Annotated in this window: 18 protein-coding genes; 3 read left to right on the top strand and 15 right to left on the bottom strand. The window is 41.9% G+C overall.

Annotation, left to right across the window (positions count from 1 at the left end):
* Positions 1 to 191 precede the first annotated feature (191 nt).
* Entirely contained in the window at positions 192 to 497 is a 306-nt protein-coding gene (locus NDI42_RS18425) for a hypothetical protein (RefSeq protein ID WP_190456208.1), read from the bottom strand.
* 272 nt (positions 498 to 769) lie between these two features.
* On the opposite strand from NDI42_RS18425, the gene NDI42_RS18420 reads away from it, so the two are divergent.
* On the top strand, positions 770 to 1,231 hold the full coding sequence (locus NDI42_RS18420; RefSeq protein ID WP_190456206.1) for a TspO/MBR family protein: 462 nt from the start codon (positions 770 to 772) through the stop codon (positions 1,229 to 1,231).
* Here NDI42_RS18420 and NDI42_RS18415 read toward each other — a convergent pair.
* A complete protein-coding gene (locus NDI42_RS18415; RefSeq protein WP_190456204.1) occupies positions 1,212 to 2,642 on the bottom strand; it encodes a glycosyltransferase family 4 protein in 1,431 nt (476 codons plus the stop codon). The two genes, NDI42_RS18420 and NDI42_RS18415, sit on opposite strands and share 20 nt — an antisense overlap.
* A 446-nt stretch (positions 2,643 to 3,088) precedes the next feature.
* On the opposite strand from NDI42_RS18415, the gene NDI42_RS18410 reads away from it, so the two are divergent.
* Together NDI42_RS18410 and NDI42_RS18405 are read left to right on the top strand one after the other, a co-directional pair.
* Positions 3,089 to 5,383 (top strand): GumC family protein, encoded by a 2,295-nt coding sequence (locus NDI42_RS18410; protein WP_190456202.1) that lies wholly within the window; start codon positions 3,089 to 3,091, stop codon positions 5,381 to 5,383.
* A gap of 341 nt (positions 5,384 to 5,724) precedes the next feature.
* Positions 5,725 to 7,314, top strand: a complete 1,590-nt coding sequence (locus NDI42_RS18405; RefSeq protein WP_190456200.1) for a hypothetical protein — start codon at positions 5,725 to 5,727, stop codon at positions 7,312 to 7,314.
* On the opposite strand, the gene NDI42_RS18400 is transcribed toward NDI42_RS18405, so the two are convergent.
* From NDI42_RS18400 to NDI42_RS18340, 13 genes are all read right to left on the bottom strand, one after another.
* Positions 7,281 to 7,889 carry an ElyC/SanA/YdcF family protein gene (locus tag NDI42_RS18400; RefSeq protein WP_190456198.1) on the bottom strand — a complete coding sequence of 203 codons (609 nt, stop codon included), beginning with the start codon at positions 7,887 to 7,889 and terminating at the stop codon, positions 7,281 to 7,283. The genes NDI42_RS18405 and NDI42_RS18400 overlap by 34 nt on opposite strands.
* 15 nt (positions 7,890 to 7,904) lie before the next feature.
* Positions 7,905 to 8,753, bottom strand: coding sequence for a glycosyltransferase family 2 protein (locus tag NDI42_RS18395; RefSeq protein ID WP_190456196.1), 849 nt, complete (start codon positions 8,751 to 8,753; stop codon positions 7,905 to 7,907).
* A 111-nt stretch (positions 8,754 to 8,864) separates the two neighbouring features.
* Complete coding sequence (locus NDI42_RS18390) at positions 8,865 to 9,692, bottom strand: FkbM family methyltransferase (protein WP_190456194.1); 828 nt, start codon at positions 9,690 to 9,692, stop codon at positions 8,865 to 8,867.
* Between the two features lie 25 nt (positions 9,693 to 9,717).
* Positions 9,718 to 10,821 carry a radical SAM/SPASM domain-containing protein gene (locus NDI42_RS18385; protein ID WP_190456192.1) on the bottom strand — a complete coding sequence of 368 codons (1,104 nt, stop codon included), beginning with the start codon at positions 10,819 to 10,821 and terminating at the stop codon, positions 9,718 to 9,720.
* An 11-nt stretch (positions 10,822 to 10,832) separates the two neighbouring features.
* On the bottom strand, positions 10,833 to 12,008 hold the full coding sequence (locus tag NDI42_RS18380; protein ID WP_190456189.1) for a glycosyltransferase: 1,176 nt from the start codon (positions 12,006 to 12,008) through the stop codon (positions 10,833 to 10,835).
* Positions 12,005 to 13,543 carry a hypothetical protein gene (locus tag NDI42_RS18375; RefSeq protein WP_190456187.1) on the bottom strand — a complete coding sequence of 513 codons (1,539 nt, stop codon included), beginning with the start codon at positions 13,541 to 13,543 and terminating at the stop codon, positions 12,005 to 12,007. The genes NDI42_RS18380 and NDI42_RS18375 overlap by 4 nt, the downstream gene beginning before the upstream one ends.
* Positions 13,544 to 13,561: 18 nt before the next feature.
* Positions 13,562 to 14,698 (bottom strand): glycosyltransferase, encoded by a 1,137-nt coding sequence (locus NDI42_RS18370; protein ID WP_190456185.1) that lies wholly within the window; start codon positions 14,696 to 14,698, stop codon positions 13,562 to 13,564.
* A complete protein-coding gene (locus tag NDI42_RS18365) occupies positions 14,695 to 16,158 on the bottom strand; it encodes an oligosaccharide flippase family protein (protein WP_190456184.1) in 1,464 nt (487 codons plus the stop codon). The genes NDI42_RS18370 and NDI42_RS18365 overlap by 4 nt, the downstream gene beginning before the upstream one ends.
* 63 nt (positions 16,159 to 16,221) lie before the next feature.
* Positions 16,222 to 17,376 carry a glycosyltransferase family 4 protein gene (locus NDI42_RS18360; RefSeq protein WP_190456182.1) on the bottom strand — a complete coding sequence of 385 codons (1,155 nt, stop codon included), beginning with the start codon at positions 17,374 to 17,376 and terminating at the stop codon, positions 16,222 to 16,224.
* 5 nt (positions 17,377 to 17,381) lie between these two features.
* Positions 17,382 to 18,215 carry a class I SAM-dependent methyltransferase gene (locus NDI42_RS18355; protein ID WP_190456179.1) on the bottom strand — a complete coding sequence of 278 codons (834 nt, stop codon included), beginning with the start codon at positions 18,213 to 18,215 and terminating at the stop codon, positions 17,382 to 17,384.
* A 12-nt stretch (positions 18,216 to 18,227) separates the two neighbouring features.
* Positions 18,228 to 19,112 (bottom strand): class I SAM-dependent methyltransferase, encoded by an 885-nt coding sequence (locus NDI42_RS18350; protein ID WP_190456178.1) that lies wholly within the window; start codon positions 19,110 to 19,112, stop codon positions 18,228 to 18,230.
* A 59-nt stretch (positions 19,113 to 19,171) separates the two neighbouring features.
* Positions 19,172 to 20,155 carry a glycosyltransferase family 2 protein gene (locus NDI42_RS18345; protein ID WP_190456176.1) on the bottom strand — a complete coding sequence of 328 codons (984 nt, stop codon included), beginning with the start codon at positions 20,153 to 20,155 and terminating at the stop codon, positions 19,172 to 19,174.
* Positions 20,156 to 20,238: 83 nt separating this feature from the next.
* Positions 20,239 to 20,790 (bottom strand): hypothetical protein, encoded by a 552-nt coding sequence (locus NDI42_RS18340; protein WP_190456173.1) that lies wholly within the window; start codon positions 20,788 to 20,790, stop codon positions 20,239 to 20,241.

Raw genomic sequence — 20,790 nt, 5'->3', positions numbered from 1 at the left:
GTATTTCATCAGATATTCTTATGAATCAGACTGCGTGATCGCTCACCCGTTTTTTGCGAGCGCCTTTGTTTAGACCCCATATTACCTCAGCATCGACTTTTGCAAGAGGTCTACAGAAGCGATCGCATTCTCCACTACGACATCACAGAAGTGATCGCATTCTCCACCACGACATCACAGAAGCGATCGCACTAATCCCGTCCTCGTCCGAGTTCTTCAATCAAGTCACGAATAGCATTTTGATTATTTTGAGCCACAATCGCCGCCGCCTCAGCAGCTTGAGCCGCACGCTGTGAAGCAAAGACAGCTTCCCTAGCAGTTTGGCTAAGTTCTGTAATTGCTCTGGCTTGTTCAGCCAAAACATTGACAAATTGCTGAATGGTCTGCTGTTGACGTTCAGCTGTCTGAGCTTGACGTTCAGCTGTCTGAGCTTGTTGCTCAATGACTGTTAACAGCCGCTCTAAGCGAATTTCAATTCGGTCTAGTTGGACGGTCATAGTGTTTTTTGTAGCTACTTTGACTGTAGCACCCAAAGGCTTGTGTCAAAAGTAGTTCTAGCGCGTTAAGATAGCGGCGCGGATGCGCCAGAGCCATAGCGTTGGAACTATGCTCCCTAAAGAAAGCAAAAACAGCAGATTGGGCTTGTGTAGCTGCGACAACAGTCATCAGCAAGCTTAGATTCTGACTAGCGGGTGATTACAATTAGCTTCTCAACTTGACAAAATCGCTACAGATGGCTAGCAGGTTTGGTGTTGCGAAGGGTAGGGGCATGATTAAATCTTGGATGGTGATTGGAGGCGTAACTTTTTTAGTTGCTGGCTTGAGCAACTTAATTACGCCAAATGATGTTAAGTGGTTCAAACGTCTGCAAAGACCGAGATGGTTAACTTTTGAGGCGGCTATTCCTTTGATTTGGATAGTAGTTTTTATTTGTGGTGCTTGGTCAGCTTATGTTGTCTGGGAACGCACCAAAAATTGGTGGCTAATGGGCTTCTACGTGTTACTAGAATTAGTTACAGTTGCCTACAACCCGCTGATGTTGAGGCTCCGCAGTCTCAAAGTCGGCACCATCGTAGGCGGAATTGGTTTCATATTAAGTTTGATTTTGGCACTGACTGTATTACGAATCTCGGCTGTTGCATCTGTGTTGTTAATTCCCTATTTACTCTGGAGTCCGATAGGAACTTACACTACTTGGGTATTGGCTAAACTCAATCCTGATGATGCTTAGAAACTTTTACAACGCCTCCTGACTGGTTCTTGACAAAGCGAGATGAATTGTATCGGCGCAGCCATTTAAAACTAGGTGAACTGAGTGGTTCCATTGGTTCCTTGACTGCCTCTTGCAAGATTTTTGAGTATTGCTGGGCAATAATCTCAGGGGTAAAGTTTGACTCCAGATATTGACGCCCAGCCTGTCCCATCCGAGTCTGCAATTGCGGGGAAGTTGCTAAACAACGAATAAACTTAGCTAGACCACTAGCATCCCCATTGTTGAAGGCAGCACCACAATTAGCTTCAGTCATCAACTGGCGGAGATAGGAGTGTTGTTCGCTAATTACAGCAATGGGACGCCCGGCTGCTAAAGCGGCGTAGAACTTACTGGGGACAACTAATCCTTCCATGCCTGCGCTAATGCTGACTAAGGATAAGTCGCAAGCTGTGAGGGAGTAGGGTAAATTCTGCTTGCTTTGGTATGGCAAGAAGCGACAATTGCTTAAGCCGAGGGTGCTGATTTTATTGATGCAAGTTTGGCGCTTGGCACCGTTGCCAATGAAAACAAACTGAATGGGTTCATTTTCCAGCAGGCTAGCTGCTTCTAAAATTGTCTCCATGTCGTGACAGCGCCCCATGTTACCGGAGTAGAGGACGGTGAAAGTGTCAACTAGATTAAATTCTTGGGCGAACCAATTATCTTGCTTGGCAATGGGTACAATCCAGCCTGGATCTGCCCAGTTATGGATTACGGAAATCTTATTAGTAACTTCTGGGCATTTGGCGACTACTCGCTCTTTCATTGAAGGGCTGAGGACAATAATTCTTTTAGCATTTTTCCAAACACAACTGTTGAGAAAATTCCAAAATCGAACTAATAGGTTTTGGGCAGGAACGACATTGAGTTCGACAGCAACATCGGGATATAGGTCGTAGAGGAGACAAACGTAGGGTAAACCAAAGCATAAGTTAGCTAAGTAGCCGAGAATTGGCAAGAAAGGGGGGGCTGTGGTGAGGAGCAAAATATCGCCGCGACTGCCAGTTTTTATCAGGTGGAGTCCGGATCGCAGGCAGAATAAGAGTCCATTGACGGCTTTACCGCGAATTCGCTGGGGCCAGATCCGAGCAGTGCGCGATCGCTTAACTAAAAGTCGCTCCGATCGCTCAATTGGTGGTGCCGTTTGCTTTCGGAAGGCGTACCCTGGCTGTCCGGTAAAGATTTGCACTGGCAAACCTAAGGAACCCAAGTTAACTGCTAGTTCTTCAATCAGCTGCCCCGTCGCTGCGTAGTCTGGCGGATAATATTGGGTAATGATAGACAGTCTTACGGGCAGGTTAGAAGGAATTAGCGCTTCTGGCTTCAAAGACTGGGTTTCTGGGAACCCGCCCCTACTAATATGCTGTTTTGGAATCTTCCCGTTGCTCATGCAGCCTCGCTGACTTCGTAGGGATAATGTGTAATGGATGTTACTACCGTGTAGAGTTTACCGATAAATTCGGTAGCTGGATAAACAGGTGAAACCGACTCATAACAAGGAATTTTCTAATTTTTGAAATTTACCCACCGTGTAGATACTAAAAAAACTACAGATTTGCCTATAATTATCCGGATCGCATCCAGAATAATCTGGTAAAGACTGATTAGAGACTTCCTGGGTGAACACTGTCGCCCATCTAAGGGAGGAACCTTTATCACTTTTTTACAGCTGATCCCTAAAATATAATCGCAGCAATCTAGTCATGGATTTTATCCTGATAGGCTAGCACAGTGCTGTATCTAGAATTCAGGAGCCACAAGGGAGCCACAATTGGTGAATTGGGCTGGCATTAGGCACTCCTGACTCCTGAATTCTTTACTCGGCATTTTTAAGCTATGGGTTCCGATGGAGATTTTCAGCCGTTGCTGCCACAAAGTACAGGGAACCACAGGAGCGCCATAAAACCGCCCTACGGCGGCGGCGTTCCCCGTTCTACTGGGTTTAACGAGGCTGACGAAGATAAACTGGATCTTCGTCAGCTATTGGCTGTTGTCAGGCGTCGGGCGATCGTGATTACGGGGGTAGCGATCGCTGTAACTTCTGGAGCTGTATCTTGGGTTTTGAGTCGCACTCCCAAGTACGAAGGCAGGTTTCAGCTGTTGGTAGGCTCCGTCACTGGTGAAGATAAGTTTGATGAATTGAACCAAAGTCTAGGCAAAAATGTCAGCATTCAAACTCCCAGCATAGATTACGCTACTCAAATTCAGGTCTTATGGAGTCCCCAAGTAATTTCTCCAATCGTTGAGAAAATTAAAGAGCGATATCCAGAGATTGATTACAGTACGCTGGTGCAAAAACTGGCGATTAATCGGCTGTCTGAAACCAAAATTTTAGAAGTCAGCTACCAGGATTCAGACCCGCAAAAAATTCAATTTATTCTAGAAAAAGTTGCTGATGGCTATGTTGACTACAGTCTCTCTCAGCAGCAAAATAGCCTGCAACAAGGCATTAAATTTGTTGAAAAGCAGCTAGAAAAACAATATGAGCGAGTAGACAAACTTCAGGAAAAACTCCAGGAGTTTCGCCAAAAATACAACCTCATCGATCCGGAAACTCAGGGGCAACTGCTAACTAATCGCGTTAGCGGCATTGTGCAGCAGCGACAGGAAACCCAAAGCAGACTCGGCGAAACGCGATCGCTTTACTCAACTTTGCAAAAACAATTAGGGTTAGAACCGAATCAGGCGTTGGCGATGGCGGCGCTTTCGGAAGCACCCCGCTATCAGCAGTTACTCAATCAACTTTCTGAGGTAGAAAGTAAAATTGCTGCTGAGTCAGCGCGGTTCACGCAAGAAAGCCCTAACATTCAAAAACTGCTGGAACAGCGGGAAAATTTGCTGCCTTTGTTACGACAAGAAGCGGTAGGGGTATTGGGAAGCAATTCTTCTGGTGTGGTTTTAGATGCCGAGAGTGCATCCCCAAATTCGATTCGCCTGTCTCTAACTAAGGAGATGGTGGAGGCGGCTAATCAGATTCGGGTGCTCGAAAGGCGTCAGGAAGCGATCGCTCTTGCCGAAAATCAGATGAGTCAACAGCTAAAACAACTAGCTGTCACTGCTCGTTATTACACAGATTTACAGCGAGAGCTACAGGTCGCAACAGAAAGCTTGAACCGCTTTCTCGGTGTCCGGGAAACCCTACAGATTGAGGCGGCGCGAAAAAATCTTCCTTGGCAAAAGCTTTCTGAACCTAAACAGCCTCAAGAGCCGATTTCACCTAATGCGCCACGCAGTATTTTGCTAGGTGCGGTTGCTGGGTTACTAGCAGGAATGGGAGCGGCGTTGTTAATCGAAAAGTTGGACAACGTGTTTCACTCTCCCGATGAGTTGAAAGATAGCACTGGATTACCGATTTTGGGGCTGATTCCTTTCAATAAACAACTCGCTAATAGTCAGCAGTCAGTTGTTAGTGGTCAGTCGTCAGTCGTGAAGGGACAACTGGCACACTACAATGCTTCTCCGTTTTTGGAAGCGTTCCGCTCTCTTCATGCGAATATTTATTTTCTCAGCCCGGATAAGCCACTGCGATCGCTAGTTATTAGTTCCTCGGTTCCAGCAGAAGGAAAATCAACTCTTTCAACGCACCTGGCGCAAGCCGCAGCTGCTATGGGTCAGCGGGTTTTACTGGTGGATGCGGATCTCAGGCTACCGCAAGTTCATAAATTGACGGATTTGCCTAATGTCTGGGGACTCAGCCATGTCATTTCCACAGACATGAATGTAGATGATATTATCCAGCGATCGCCCTTAGAAGACAATCTCTTTGTGTTAACTGCTGGTCAAATTCCCCCAGACCCCACCAGGCTGCTTTCATCCAAAAAAATGCAGAATTTAATCCAGCGTTTTGAAGAAGCTTTTGACCTGGTTATTTACGACACACCACCACTTTTAGGACTTGCAGACACCAAACTTTTATCTCCTCATACCGATGGTATTGTCCTGGTTGTGGGATTGGGCCGCACAGACCGAGCGGTGCTAAGGCAAGTTTTAGATGGATTAAAAACTTCTCATGCTCCTGTCTTGGGTTTGGTGGCGAATGGAGTTAAAGGGTATACCACTAGCTCCTATGATTACTATCACCGTTACTACACTAAAGTTCCTGGGAAACCCCAGCCTGTGAACAATAGCTGATACTAATTCATTGTGTTTATTTCTCGTTCCCAGTCTCTGACTGGGAATGTTTTTATGAGGTAGAGCCTCTTATTACCTTTGAAATTTATATCCTATGGGGGAGGCTCTGCCTCCCAAACAGCGTTCCTAGTTTTAGGTTAAAAACGAGGATATATTAATTTTCCCGTTCCATCTGTAGGTTGGGTGAGGTTCCAAGGGCCCAACCTACACAAGTTTTGGACTTTTAACTCTAACTAATTCCATTTTTTACAATTTATTGCTGAAACGGTATGATATAGGCGCACTCTACCTGCATTGGGGCGGTACTTCGCCCACTATCAAGACCTGTAGGCTTTTAAAATATGAACTTAGTAATTTTCATACTTACTAGCTTTATTGTCATTTCCATAGCTTTTGGGTTATGGATTTTCAAACGATTATCTAATTGGAAATTGCTAGATAGATGTGTTGCGGCTTTTACTCCAATATTATTCACCATACTTGGGGGCTTAATTCTAAACTCCATACTGTCACAGCCTTTTTGGGATTGGAATGCTAGCCGTCTCACCCCAAGCTTTGCAATAATTCACGGATACAAATTATATTATGAAGCCGACAATGGCCCTGTACTAAGTACGGTATATAATCCTTTAACAGCCTTTGCCTACTTACCTGCTACCCTGGCAAATTCTCCAACTTGGGCAGTTATTTCAGCAGTATTTATTAGTAGTTGTTTTTTCTTATTGCCTATACTTTGGCTACACCTGGGCAAAAATATTAAAAATCCTAAAAGTTTAGTTTACTCGCTTTGCTGTTTTATTATTTTTTCTTTCTTTACCTTCGCATTGCCATCCTTGAGTTACTCAGCTTTTACAGTCCATGCAGATGCGCCTGCACTAGGTCTTAGCGCTGCGGCTTGTGCCGTTCTCTACTATCGCCAGCCCAAAAATAGTAATCTAAGTTTGCTGCTATCTTCTCTATTGGCAGTTTTAGCAGTTGGCACAAAACAGACTGTTGTGCCGCTTCCATTTGCCTTGGCAACTTATATTTTGCTTGTTGATGGTCGCCATAATTTCAAACGTTATGTTATTTATCTAGGTGTTTTTGGGGCATTGTTAGCAACAATATTCTTGGTTATTTTTCAACCTGAGCCTTTATTGTTCAATATAATTACAATCCCTAAACAATATCCTTGGAAAGAAAATATTATAGTTGCTATATCAAGATCGGGGTTTGGACTAATAAAGGAGTGGATATTACCTGGAGCTATAATATTATTCTTAACATACAAACAAAAAATATTTCAAATAAACAATTTTAGTGATATTAAACGTTACTTAAGTGATAATCGCTGGTCAATGTTACTGATGGTCAGCTTATACATGATGCCGCTTTCGGTGCTAAATAGAGCTAAGTTAGGGGGAGATGTTAATGCTTATAGCCTTACAACTTACTTTCTCTGTGCTGCTAGTAGCTTGATGTTACTGAAGTCGGTTGTAGATGCAGATACTAAAAAGTTGCAACAATTTTCAAAATTATTAGTTGCAGCACTATGCCTAGCATTTATTTTCACTAAATCTCTAAATGTTAAAAATCTTGATTATCAATTTAGTAATTTATTAAATAATCCGCAAGAAGTAGCATACAATTATTCAAAAAAACACCCAGGAGAAGGTTATTTTCCCTGGAACCCATTATCAACTCTGATGGCAGAGGGGAAGCTTTATCATTTCGCGTTTGGATTATTGGATAGAGAACGAGCTGGATTTAAAGTAAACGAGGAACATTTTCGGCGTTATATTCCTGCTCAAATTAAGTTAATAGCTTTTCCAAAAACCGCACAGGATAAAGATACGTTGAAGTATTTACCTGAATTTTCGCAGCAAATTATTGTTGACGAATTGCCTGGATGGAATGTTTATACTAGAGAGCGATCGCTTGCCAATAAATGAATTAAAGTTCTCGCGCTAGCACCAGTGCGACCTGTAAACAGCCAAAGAATAGCACGACCAAAATCCCGGAGGATGTGCAACCAAGTTTCGGGGGGATTTTTGGTGGGAATAGAGACAGGGGTGAACGCAATACCTTGACTACCAAAAACGATGGTAGCGATCGCAATGGCGCGACGCATATGAAAATCGGAAGTAACCAGATAAACGTGTTGAATATTTCGACTTTTGAAGTCAGCAACTAAAGAGGTAAAATTAGTCACAGTATCAACTGCACGGCGGTCGAGATTTACGCGCTCATCGGAAATTCCGGCTTCTCGAAAAATTTTGCTAGCTATATCTGGACGAGTGCCGGAACTCACCCAGATTTCCAGTGTAGGATGGTTTTGGGCAAATTGAGCAGTGAATTTTTCTCGATTTGGCCCGCCGCCGAGGGTAAAGATAGCTTGAGGTATGGGTGTTTGAGAGAAAGCGATCGCTATTCGCACCGGAATAATCCCAATTAGCAGTACGATCAAGGTAGAGATTGCTAAACACAAAAAACGGTATTTTTTGCGCTTGTGATGAAAAATATTCATCAATATACTCAAGAGTTAGGCGCTGGGCACTTCTTTTTTTCGTAACTCATAAATTTTGGCATCGACTAAGAAGCGATACCAAAAACCTTGTAGAAAATGAAAGATTAAACCTTCCAAACCATCTAGAAAACCTAAGCCAATAATGTAGCGCATTAGAAAGTAGAGAAAGGCGCGTAAGAAAAGTGGCGATCGCGTGTAGAGGTTTTTCTTGATCCAGCGCCGCCCAATAGCTTGAGAATATTGACTGCTTTTTAACAAATCGTCTTCTTTTTCTGCTACCAAGCTCACCATATCTTTTACTTCCCGATCTGCATAGCGGTTGTGCTTGTCTATCCAGAAGCTCAAGCCTTTTTTGTTTTCGTCAATGATATCGTGCTGAAATTTAGCAATTTTCCCCTGTTTAAGAACAATATGTTCATCCATCCATCGCTGTTCGCAAACGCCAAAATCTGTGCGCCAAATTCGCAGCAACCAAGTCGGATAATAACCGCCATGACGTATCCAACGCCCCATGAAAAACACGCGGCGTTTCACTTGATATCCGGTTATTTTCTCATCTGTATAAGGTAAGATTTGTTTTAATTCTTCAACTAATTCTGGTGTTAGGCGCTCATCAGCATCAAGGCGCATAATCCAGGGAGTTTTTATGGGTAGATTCTGTAAAGCCCAGTTGATTTGAGCTGCATGATTCTCGAAAGGATGCTCGAAGACTTGACAACCTGATTGTTTAGCGATTTCCACTGTGCGATCGCTACTTCCAGAATCAACCACAAAAACTTCTGCACCCAGCTTTTCTAAACTAGCTAAACAATGTGGTAGATTTGCCTGTTCATTTTTCGTGAGAACAATTAACGAAAGCAACATTACCCTGGTTACTGAATTGGTAGATGAAAGCAGAAAAAAATAGAATTTTATTATCTTTCCAGGCATTCTCCGGGCTTACGCTAGGGAACGAGAAACTGGAGAGAATTTAATTCATTTGTAAGCAACCAGATGAGAATAATCTAACCAAAATGTACGAGTAAACCCACATTCTTGAAGATAACGTTCAATTCTAGCGGGAGCTTCAGGCATTCCCCGCGATTCCAGCACAGAAAAATGGATTTCACAAACTACAGTTTTACAATTTGGATGTCGTAAAGTTTCATTTAATCCCGCTAAAACTTCCTCTTCTGCACCCTCCACATCTACTTTAATAGCTGTGGGTACATCAATTTGTTCTTGTTTGCGAAGTTCGTCGCCAGGAATTACATCTACATCTACGGTTGTAGTTGTGCTAACTTCATTTTGAGGGATGACAAGACTATGGGTACCAGAACTGGCGTGCTGAGAAACGCTTAATTTTAGACGAGCGCGATCGCGTCCTAATGCTATCGGAAAAATTCGCACATTTGATAGATTATTAACAGTTACATTTTGCTGCAATCTATTGCCAGCTCTTTCCTCTGGTTCAAAGGCAAAAACTCTCCCACTTTCACCCACAGCTTTTGCTAAAAGTACGCTATACAAGCCGATATTAGCGCCTATATCCCAGTAAGAATCTCCACTGATAACGCGGTTTAACAGGGTTTCGATAATGCGATAATCCTCCTGAAATGAGAGGACGCGAGAATATTCTATGATATCAGCAACCAGCAAATTTGCTGTATATTCTCCTACTTTAACTTCTAATTTTTCTGGCTTTTTTCTTTGATATTCAGCATTACGCAACTGGCTTTTGATAGTTCGCGGCAAAACAAGCAACTTTGTTAAACCTAGATGACGCAGCCAAGAACGTATTGGACTTAGATAAAGTATTTTCAAAACCCTAATCTCCCTACAACTGTAATCAATAATGAAGACGTTCGTGATAACTAGAGTCAATTTTTTCTCCTTTGACTCTAGCTTCATTTTCAGAACCAAATCGTCTTCCTTTGGAACTGCGATAAAAATCTAAATTTCGGTAAGCTGTGCAAGCAGAACAGGTGGGGTTAAGATTACCATCTTTTTCAAACTGGTCAATTAATTTCTGGCGTTGGTATCCTGTCCAAATTTCTCCTAAAGATTCGTTCATAATGTTACCAATACTTAAATCTTCAATAGCATCCATCGCAGCGGCACAGTAGCAAGCCATCACCACGCCTTCAGGCAAAACTATAGGGCCATCATATAGATTTTTGCACGGTTGTGTCTTTTTGTCGGTCGCAACTTGCCGCATTTTCATAGTGCCAAGCAAGTCGGATTCTTTGATTTTGCCGCCAAAATCGTAGAAAGACCAGGTAAAGTCAATTTCCGGTTTATACTTTAAGATAGGTTGAAAGTCGGGATCTTTCATCACTTCTACTAAAGGGCGATCGCTTCTGAGTCCGATGGTAATATCTAATGGTATCCCTAGTCTTTCACGAGTTTCTAGCAAAGCTAGAACGTTGTCTCGCATTCGCTGATAACTATTATTACGATATACCCGTTGATACATTTCTTCTTGAAAGCCAGCGGTACTAATGAAAATCCCATTGATGCCGCTTCGCACTACTTCTTCTATGCCAAATCTATCTAGTAAAATTCCGTTGGTAATCAGGCGAATATCCCTAATTTTTGGCTCTTTTCTAAATGTATATACTCGGTTGAGGAAGTTGGGATCTAGTAGGGAATCTCCCACAATAGGCGTGAGGAAAATATCACCACCTCCTAGCTCGATATAATCGGCAAGTGCTTTATTAAAGACTTGCTCTGACATAATTGATTTAGCCCTTTCTTGGTACTGATACCCACAAAAAACGCATTTAGCATTACAAATATTTGTGAGTTCAAAGTTTAAGGATGGAGGACGGGTGTCAAGTTGTGACAGGGTTTTTTCTAAATCATAGAAATGACCGATGAATTCATCAATTTTATAATTAATGATTTTTGATATTTTTTTTAATTGAATTAGATTAAAGGAATTTATTTTCATAAATTTAGCTGTTATTTAGGTGGAAGAATGTCAGTATAAATTTCAACCATTTTCGTAGCGATACGTTCCCAAGTATATTGCTCGGCAATCAATTTACGAGCGCGATCGCCCATTTCTTTAGCTTGTTGAGGGCAATTGAGGAAATCTTGCACAAACTGCGCGATCGCTTCCACATCCAGTTCTGCTACATAACCAAGTTGATACTGTTTTACTACAGAAGCGAGAGCAACGCCAGAGGTAGCGAGAACTGGCTTCCCCGCCGCCATTGCTTCTAAAACCGCAATGCCAAAGTTTTCCGAGTAGGAAGTCAGCGCAAATAAATCCGCGCCTTGCAGAAACAAGTCTTTCATTTCACCAGACACGAAGCCAGCGCGATAAGTGCGATCGCGAATTCCCGCCGAAACTAAAAGGGTATCAATTGTAGCCTCGTACTCAGGAGAACCACTCCCCGCTACTACGAAAGTAAAGCGACGATTTGCCACTTTTCCCAATGCAGGAATTAGATAATCCAAACCTTTTTTCGGATGCAAGCGAGATAAAAATAAGATGACTGGTTCATCTTCCGAAACCTTCAGCACTTGCCGCAATTTATAACCCGCTTCCGGTATTGGAGGAGGCGTAAATAAGCCATTTTGTAAAACAAAACTGGTTGACTTAAGATTTAGTTTAGAGGTTTCTTTCTGCTCCTGTTCAGATGTGAAGTGAACAGCTCGACTACAGTTTAAATTAGCACGTTGAATTAATGTTATATAAATTTGTTTTTTGAAAGTCCTTTGTTGCAAAGCCCACTCACCGAGTTGTCCCTGCGGTCGTATAATATAAGGAATATGCTTGATGCGCGCGATCGCCATCGCTAACGTAGACACATAAGAAAACATTCCATAGACGTGTATAATATTGTACTCAGCTATATGTCGCCACAACCAAGTTGTTAGCTGACTGGAAAAAACAAAGCCTCGCACTGAAGCAATGGGTGGCGAAAAGCGAGGAAAAAACCAAACAGGAACTTGCTCGTATTCTATACACTTCTGCAATGGGACATCCAGCAAATCGCAGCCATTGTCGTTAGTCGTAACAATCTCAGCCTTTACACCTTGCTCTTGTAAGGCTTTTGCCATTTCTAAGATTGCCCGACTTGCTCCACCATGCACGGGAGCAATTGAAGGTATAACGTGGAGAACTTTCACTGTGTTTTTTTCTGCCCAAGGGAAAGTAGAAAGTAAAACGAAGTGCCTATAATTGTATACCGAATCCCGTTGGCTAAACTGTTAGATAAAGGTAAATCTACGAAAAGGAATTGAATAGCAATGGGAAGATAAATCGCCCATCCATAGAAGAATACATTCGTCCTGATTCTTTTCTGGGGAGATTCATAGATTATTCCCAGCAGCACTCCAACTGCTAAGGCAAAAATTCCACAGGCAATTAATCCACCAATATATTCAAAATTATAATACCATTCAGCAGCTTGGCTAATAGCAATCCCAGTTCTAGACTCTAAAGTTCTATTAAAAAATATAGATGCAAAAAAAACTACTTTTCTAGTAATTTCGCCTTTTTCTGGCAAAATAAACGAAGGTACTAAACTATACAAAGCAGCTATTATCGTGGCTCCTTTCGCAGGTTCTAATTGATTAATAATGATATCAATTGAACGGGCGGCGGTGCGGAATCCATCTGTTCGACTAGATAAAAAACCTACAGAACTGGTAAGATATTCTCCTAAAGTTAAATAATTTTTTGACAGATATTCAGGAATAGTTTCGACCACAAATGGCAAAGCATCCCATAGGCTCAAAGAACGCAGATAAAAAGCATCTAAAGAGCGAATAGCCCGTGTTAGTGGAGCAATAATTAGAGCTGTTGCCATAGTAAACAAAAAGATTTGTAAGAAGGATATCGCTCTACTCACCCATAAAACTAACAAGAGGTTGGTTGTAACTGAAAGTAATGCCAGCTTAGAACCAGAAATTAAGGCAAATAAATACTGTTCGCCAAACATTATGGCAGCTATAGTCAGGCGGGATAAAGTACGGTGTTGAGGCGAGCAAGCCAGAATCAAGCAGTACATCTGGGCCGCAAAAGTTGTGGTAATTGCCAAGTAATTAATCAATGTTCCCCAAACAGAGAGCTTCACATATGCGACCGTACTAAAACTGATATAAGCTCCCGTGGCTATCTGAAAGAGACGGATAGGAATCGTAAATCCTAGATATAAAGCTAATGCTCGATTTATATTGGTAGTAGAAATCGGTAAGGGAAGACCTTTTTTTGTGAAAGTATTTTCACTAAACTTTAACCCCAAATCAAAGGCGAGCAGAGTTACTAAAGTGAAGAAAAATAAATAAGTAGCTGTGTGGTTGGCAATACCTGAATTCCTCACATACATGATGTCAAATCTATCTTTCTGACCGTAGTAACCACCAAAAGCAAATAAAAGTGTGGGAATTCCGTAGTAGATTAAAATGATGGCTCTGTAAAGTAATGGAGGTTGAAAAAGGTCGAGGGTCGGAAGAGGCTGACGCACGAAAGGCCAGAGACATAGAATAAATATTCCTATCCCATTCCCAAAAACCATTAAGCGATCGCCACTAGGAATGGAGCCTGAGAAAAACACTCCCGCAAGTAAAGCCACTGCAAACAACACCAGTGGCGCAATAATTAAATAAGTTTGTCCGAGCTGACGAGATTTAAGTTGCGATCGCGAGTGTTGAGATGGCATAAAAAATTAGTTTAATTGCTACTGGTTAATAGCTTCAGGTAAAGCCAAACGCAAATAAGCTTCGGCAATCTTGTCTACAGAAAAATCAGCGGCTCGTTGTTGACGCATAACTTTGTTTTCAGATTCATCTGCTTCCCAAACTCGTTGGATAGCAGCAGCCATACCATCTACATCTCCTAACTTTACTAATTCCCCTACTTTACCTTGCTGCAAAATTTCTTCTGGGCCAAAAGGGCAATTCATAGATACTACGGGAACGCCTACGGCTAAAGCTTCTGCAACTACAATTCCAAAACCTTCGTAGCGAGAAGATAGTACAAAACACCGAGAGCGTTTCATCCAGCGAAACGGGTTAGTATCAAACCCAACTAAATGCACTCTATCTTCCAAGCTGAGATTTTTGGCTAATTGAGTTAAAGATTCGCGTTCTGGGCCATCTCCTACTAATACTAAATGTATGTCTTGAGGTAGTTGGATTAAAGCTTGAATTAGCCAGTCAAAACCTTTTTGATTGTGATACCGTCCTACGCCAACAATATAGTCAAACTTTACCCAATCTGGTAAAGGAATTTTACTTTGAGCATCAATAGTTTTTAAATCTAGCGGGTTGTAAATGGTTTGCACTTTGAGGTTTTTTGAGAGTCCGCGCAACTCCTCTGCTACACCCTCCGACGCAGCTACTATAGCAGTAGCTTGGGGATAAAACCAGCGCCGCAACCAGCTTACCCTAAGATAATTTTTTCGAGAAAAAGGTAGTGCATTTCCTATGGTAGTTTGTTCGCTAACAATCAGGCGGGTTGTAGTCTGAGGCTGTAGGGTTTTTGCTGCCAGTAAAACAGTATTGCTATTAAATAAAATGGAGATAATCGCATCCATCCGCATCTCACTATTTTTCAAATAGGGAGCAAGTCGAACTGCTTTATTGATAAATGAACCCGTCCTACGCAGGAAGTTTGGGTGATAAACTGTTATTCCTAGCGATTGAACTTTTACGGCTGGATCGATATAGTAATTTGTGGCTTCTTTTTGAAAGAGAAACAGAACAACTTTTATATGCGGATATGCTTGAGCAATTTGGTTGGCAAGTAAAACAGCAACTTGCTGTCCTCCACCAATATCCAAAGTAGGGATGTAGATGCCTAAACGATATTTCATTTGCTACGACTCCCCCAAAGTCGCGATTTTTCTTCTGCATTAAGGATTGACAAGATACCTAAAACAGCGATCACTATCAAGAGAAACAACGTTACCACCCAACTAATCAAAGTTGGCAGATGTAACTGTTCCACTCCATACGCTAAGCTCACACTGGCGACACTCCACAAACACAAAATACCAATTTGCCGCTGCAAAAGTGTTTCGAGTCCTTGCCAGATAGTAGCAAGCATTATTGATAGCTGGAGTCCACTAGCTATCAATAAACCAGAGACGAAAGCCATACCTTTCCACTGCGGGATAAACCCAAATGTAAAGCCGATAAAAACAACTTTTTGAGTTACTGCTGCTACAGCGATCGCTGTCGTATTACCAGCAGTTAAACTGTAAAGATTAACACTCTCTACCACCACAGTCAGCGCCGCCCACCAACTCAAACCCATCACTAGGGGTAATGCTCCTAGATACTCTTTGCCAAACAGCACTCCGATCAAACTTTGTGCTGTAAGATTCAACAGCATCGCCAGTGTAAGGGCAAGTATCCAATTACTCCGCAAATGTAGCGATCGCAACCGCTGAAAATCTTCGCTTTGAGTACCGTGCGCTTCCGATAAAATAGATACAGCCACAGGCGCGATCGCTCCCGGCAAAAAACCTACAATTTGACTTAGAGACTGCCCGATCCTCAGTTCCCCTAGCGTTTCCACTCCCGCCACACGCCCAATTTCTCCCATCATTGGCAAAGACACCAAACCAATTAAAGCGCTCCCAGCGTAAAATGGCACGCCAAATCGCAAAATCTGATAACTTTCTTGCCTGAAATTTTTTAAATTCAGCAAAATGTGATGTTGCTGGATGCTGCGGCGGAAGTAAAAAAATGCGACACTTGCTTGCAACCAAGAACCCACCATTAAACCGACAAAAGCACCAGCCAAACCATAATGCCACGCCAAAACAGGAGATAATAGCAATCGCGACAAAGCGCCAGCGGTTGTGGAGAGAGAGTGATCCTTAAAATTGTGGAGACTCAACAGCCCCGTCATCATAATAGAACTGATGCCCTCTGCAAACAGCGTCAGCGCCGCATAACCAAACCATGCGGCTGCATCTTGGTTCAGTAGCCAATACCCCGCCAAAGGGAGGCGCAACAGCCATACAGCCGCCGTCAAAATCGTAAAACTCAGCCCCATCAAAACGCTACCCACACCTAGCAAACGCCCAGTAGCCACAGGATCGGTGCGGTATATTTGCGCCCCATTGCGGTGCATGGCGATATCAACTCCCAACCGCCCTAAAATACTGCCGCTTTGCACCAGGAAAAACACCAGACTGTAAATTCCCAGTTGATTAGCACCCAGCAACCGCGCTAAGGGAACCAGCACCAAGACACCAGATAGGCGCACTACGACGCTGGCAATGCTTAACAGCAGACTTCCTTTGACGAACGCAACAATTGACAATAACTTTACCCAATGCGGTTCATTTCCTGGTTCCCTAGCGTAAGCCTGGAGAACGAGAAAGTGCTACTTCGCAGCCAAAGCATGAGCGTAAGCAGCAATCATTTTCTCGCCGTAGTCATCCCAAGATAAAGTTTGCTTAGCTTGTTTTAAGGCATTATCGCCCATATGCGATCGCTGTTGAGGATTCTCATAGAAAAACAAGATTTTCTCTTTGAGTGCTTCCACATCTCGAATTGGTATACAAAAACCATCTATCCCATCTCTGACAATATCCTCACCTCCTGTATTAGTAGTATGAATTACAGGCAAGCCGCAAGCCATCGCTTGCGGCTGCACCATTGCTAAGCCTTCCTCAATGGAAGCTAGACAGAATACAGAGCATTGAGAATAAAACCATGCCAGTCGGTTTTGAGGTTGCTTGCCTTTTAGAAGAATGCGATCGCTCTCATATTTCGCAAAAAAAGGCTTCATTTCTGGTGCCACCGTACCCACGAGCCACAACTCGGCATCTGGTAAATTTAGCTCGTAGAAAGCTTGTAATAAATAATGTACGCCTTTACGCAGCGTAATTCCTCCACAGTGTATTACTCGAAATACATTATCTTTTTTGGGTAGTGGATAAAACTCTTTTAAAGAAGTACCGTATGGAACATGAATCAACTTATTTTCTGGTACACCTCGTTCTAAAAACGTGCGCTTTACAAATAAGCTAGGAATGGCAATTTTATCTGCTTCTGCATATTCTTGTAACTCGCGCTCGTACAGCGCTGGATGAATATTAGGAAAATTTATTTTCCACCGTTCGTATTCCTCCTGTAATATTTGCCTCTGGTATTCTCTATGGCTGCTACCTTGATCGACTATGGTTAAAGCTCCTAATTTTTTTGCTTTCCTTAAAGAGTAAAGACACAAACTCGACCAACCCACAAACACATCAGAATCCGATGATATATAATCCTGGACTTTCTTATCAAAATTATCGCGAAACCTGAAGGGCAAATTGTTGCCATCTCTTAAAGTATTGGGTACTCGCCGCCAAGCACGAATCATTATTTCCAAGTACCACAAAGAACAAATTAAAGCACTGTCAATTCCATACTTTGTTATTTCAAAAGTTGGATAAGTAGAAATTAATCTCTTTAAATAACACCTCTTTTGCAGTTTCTGTGCCAGGTAAAAGGCATGGAAACGTCCAAATACAGAGATAGTCACTTTCATAACTGCTAACCTGACTTTTTCGCCGTCAAGATAATAACATTTTGCGAACTTTGCTCTACCTTATGTTCTGGGAACAAGTCCCATGAATCATAAAACCCTGTAATTTGAAAACCATATTTTGGTAGATTTTTTTTAAAAAATTTGCTTGAAAATCCTAGAGGATGTATTGCACCAATGAGAGAGAGAACCTGTTCGCCAAACTGTGCATAATCAAAATTTGGCACTTCAATTATTATGATCCCATCTTTTTTTAGAACCTGGTATAGATCTTTAAATATAGTTGACAAATTTGTAAAATGCTCTAACACATGCGAGGTGTAAACAATATCAAATACTTCTCCGTTCAATTCTCTAATATTTTTTACAATATTGATACCCAGGTATTCGGCACCAAACTGACGACGCGGTTCGCTTATTTCTACTCCTGTAACCTCAAAATCTTGTTGGGTAGCTTGGTACGAAAAATAACCCCAAGACGAACCTATCTCTAGTAATTTTCCACCTGGCTTTAAATATTTAATTGCTTTAATTCTGTCTCCGAAATACTTATCTGAAGATGCAAAACCATTACTTTTTAGGATCTTTAACTCCTCATAGCTAGGGTACGATGTAGTAGAACCATTTCCCGAATAGAAGCGATCGTACAAATTAGAAACGAGCATAGATTCATAAATTGGATCTGTAAAGCAAAGTCCACAATTATCACATTGCTTAATTTTAATTACGGAGTATTTCTTGGCAATTGTGCTTAAACTATTTAACTGGCAATGGGGACAAGTTTTTTGCTTTTTTACCAACGATTGTAAAAGGAATTCTATTCTAGGTAGTAAATTACTCATTTTTATTTATTGCTAAAATGGTTTATCCAGAATAACCAAGTGAGTTTTCAGCGAGAAATCCTCAACTAACAAGTGAGGATTTTTCTCTATTACCTTTTTAAATATCGGTTTAGATTTTACCAACTCCGCCTCTCTACTAAATTCAACAATTAAAGCTTTTAGTTGAAACCCTGCTTCTTCGTATAATTCAAAATACTCCTGACTAGAAAGTTTACTAAATAAATCCAATTCTATATACCTACCGCCATTTTGCAGCTCATATGCAGCATCTCGCAAATATGCACGATAGTAATTTTGGTAGGCTGCTGGCTCCAATATCAAATGATTGTAGCCGTTTTCAAGTCCACCTCGACCGGAAAAGTGGTCACCACCTAAACAATACCAGAGAGGCCCATAGCCAGCGTACATTATCCCTCCTACGCGGAGCAATTTGTACAAGGTTTTTACTACATTTTTAATATCCCGGCAGTGTTCAAAGACGGCATCGCTGCAAATAATGTCAAACTTTCCTAGTACAGTTTTTTCAAGTTTAGCAATATCTGTTTGAATAAAATCGACTTGCGTTGGCAACCCAGCTTTTTTAACATATTCTTGAACCTGTTGCCAGCTACTTGTAAAATTGTATAGGTCTACGCCTACAATTTCTTTGGGTTTAAAGCGTAAATAAGAACCAAAATCCCATGCAGTACCGCAACCAATCACAAGTATGCGCGAGTTTTGCAAAGGCATGTATCGGTTAACCCACAGCCGTCTTGCTAGGGTGGACATTCCCTTTTCTGGAAGCACTAAATCAATTGGATAAGGTTGATGAACAAATTTCTTGCCGTATAGTATTTTATAAAGGGATCGTCTAATTAAAGTGTCGGCAATATCTCTGAGGCGATCGCGTACTCCCAACCCAATATCCGGATCGAACTGAAAATCTGCTGGCGACAAGTCAGTAGTATCAAGCATAATTAATCATGAACAGGCGCAGTAGCAATGAGTTGAGATGGTCTTTTGAAGATAATATCAACTACACTAAAACCTTTCTGCCTATATAGTTTGAAGAACATTGCTAAGTCTAACCATTCTTGACGCGATCGCAACCACTTCTCATACAAAACATATTTGGCATAATGGGCTAAATCTTGCCATCCATGATTAAAATGCACCCACAACCAAAAAACTTGACAAAAAACAGGAATTACTGTTCCGACAACAACTATTCGCCGCAGATGCTTAAACAAGCAACGCAGCAACAGCGCCACCCAAGACTTGTCATAAACAAAGTATAAAGTTCGCAGAGAGGCACGTCCCCGCAGTTGACTTGTAATTTCTGCTGCATCTTCAGGTGTCACTGTGCTAACTTTCAAATTATAGTCAAAACAGATTTTTGCTCCTGTTCGTTCTAAATCGCGGACAAACTTAACATCTTCACCCGCTAAAATTGGCAAAATGTATCCATCCGGGAAGCCATTAGTTTTCAAAAAAGCTTCGCGACGGACAGAAAAACCTTCTGTCCAACCACCTTTTCCGGTGTAGTAAGTTAAGTGCATTGCGTAACGATAGCGTGGGTATGGATGCTGAATATTAGTAACAACTAATTCCACTCCCAAAGCATCGCAATTTTCGTGAGTGTATTTTTGTTTTACTTGTTCACAAAAATTATGTGGCAAGCTGACATCAGCATTTAGAATTACCACTACATCAGATGTGGCACGCTGTACGCCTACATTACGTGCAGAAGATCGCCCTAAAGCGCGATCGCGGTGAATTAATTTTACCCGCTCCCCAAAAGTATCAGCAACTAAGCGATCAGTTCCATCGGATGAGTCATCTACAACGATAACTTCCGTAAACGGAGAACTTTGATTAAAAATGGTTTTGAGCGTATTGACCAAATCTTGTCCCTCGTTATACGAGGGAATTACTATGCCAATACTTAGCTCTTGCGACATGATTAATTACGTGTCCAAGATGGGCTGAAAACTAATTAAGTTAATAGTTAAGAGTTACTAACTCCCAACTATTAACTCGCTTGTTAGGTACCTGAAGCATTAACTAAAGCTTCTAAAACTGCTCGGATAGTCAGCAATTCGTCTGGACGACCGTTCAAAAACTCACCACCACTGCCATTTATCAAAGCATTATAAGCGGCAATTGCTGCCCTCAGCTCACCTGCATTGACCGTACCATTTGATGTTAGTCCTTGCAAGCTGGCAAGCAGATTTCTCACCAGCGCTGGATTGCTGCCTCCAGAAGCATTACCTAGAGTGGTGATAATCTGGCTAGCGTTAGTTGAAACATTTCCACTACCAGTTAATACACTCCCTAAGCTGCTATTTGCTAGCTGAGAATTAATTGAGTCAGCTGCTCGATTAACAGCATCGGAATTTCTAAATGATATTCTGCCAGATGCTCCGCCTCCGCTGGGGATGAAAGCGCCGTTAACAATGTCGCTAGTCGTGGGAATTGGCCCAGTAATATCGGAAGCGTTGCCCACTTGAGCATGAGCTTTTGTGTTTGCCAGCACAAGAGACAAGCCCACAGCCAAACTCAGACCAAGATGTAAAGAAAAACGTTTGAGAACCAT

Origin of the sequence: Funiculus sociatus GB2-C1 (genome assembly GCF_039962115.1) — a bacterium.
In the GTDB taxonomy this organism is placed as follows: Bacteria; Cyanobacteriota; Cyanobacteriia; order Cyanobacteriales; family FACHB-T130; genus Funiculus; species Funiculus sociatus.
Note: the sequence above shows the minus strand (reverse complement) of the source record. Positions and strands in the feature narration are given on the sequence as shown.

What these genes read in the sequence shown, in the direction of transcription:
- NDI42_RS18425 (WP_190456208.1), bottom strand. Translation starts at nt 497, where the DNA reads ATGACCGTCCAACTAGACCGAATTGAAATTCGCTTAGAGCGGCTGTTA.
- NDI42_RS18420 (WP_190456206.1), top strand. Translation starts at nt 770, where the DNA reads ATGATTAAATCTTGGATGGTGATTGGAGGCGTAACTTTTTTAGTTGCT.
- NDI42_RS18415 (WP_190456204.1), bottom strand. Translation starts at nt 2,642, where the DNA reads ATGAGCAACGGGAAGATTCCAAAACAGCATATTAGTAGGGGCGGGTTC.
- NDI42_RS18410 (WP_190456202.1), top strand. Translation starts at nt 3,089, where the DNA reads ATGGGTTCCGATGGAGATTTTCAGCCGTTGCTGCCACAAAGTACAGGG.
- NDI42_RS18405 (WP_190456200.1), top strand. Translation starts at nt 5,725, where the DNA reads ATGAACTTAGTAATTTTCATACTTACTAGCTTTATTGTCATTTCCATA.
- NDI42_RS18400 (WP_190456198.1), bottom strand. Translation starts at nt 7,889, where the DNA reads ATGAATATTTTTCATCACAAGCGCAAAAAATACCGTTTTTTGTGTTTA.
- NDI42_RS18395 (WP_190456196.1), bottom strand. Translation starts at nt 8,753, where the DNA reads ATGTTGCTTTCGTTAATTGTTCTCACGAAAAATGAACAGGCAAATCTA.
- NDI42_RS18385 (WP_190456192.1), bottom strand. Translation starts at nt 10,821, where the DNA reads ATGAAAATAAATTCCTTTAATCTAATTCAATTAAAAAAAATATCAAAA.
- NDI42_RS18375 (WP_190456187.1), bottom strand. Translation starts at nt 13,543, where the DNA reads ATGCCATCTCAACACTCGCGATCGCAACTTAAATCTCGTCAGCTCGGA.
- NDI42_RS18370 (WP_190456185.1), bottom strand. Translation starts at nt 14,698, where the DNA reads ATGAAATATCGTTTAGGCATCTACATCCCTACTTTGGATATTGGTGGA.
- NDI42_RS18360 (WP_190456182.1), bottom strand. Translation starts at nt 17,376, where the DNA reads ATGAAAGTGACTATCTCTGTATTTGGACGTTTCCATGCCTTTTACCTG.
- NDI42_RS18355 (WP_190456179.1), bottom strand. Translation starts at nt 18,215, where the DNA reads ATGAGTAATTTACTACCTAGAATAGAATTCCTTTTACAATCGTTGGTA.
- NDI42_RS18345 (WP_190456176.1), bottom strand. Translation starts at nt 20,155, where the DNA reads ATGTCGCAAGAGCTAAGTATTGGCATAGTAATTCCCTCGTATAACGAG.
- NDI42_RS18340 (WP_190456173.1), bottom strand. Translation starts at nt 20,790, where the DNA reads ATGGTTCTCAAACGTTTTTCTTTACATCTTGGTCTGAGTTTGGCTGTG.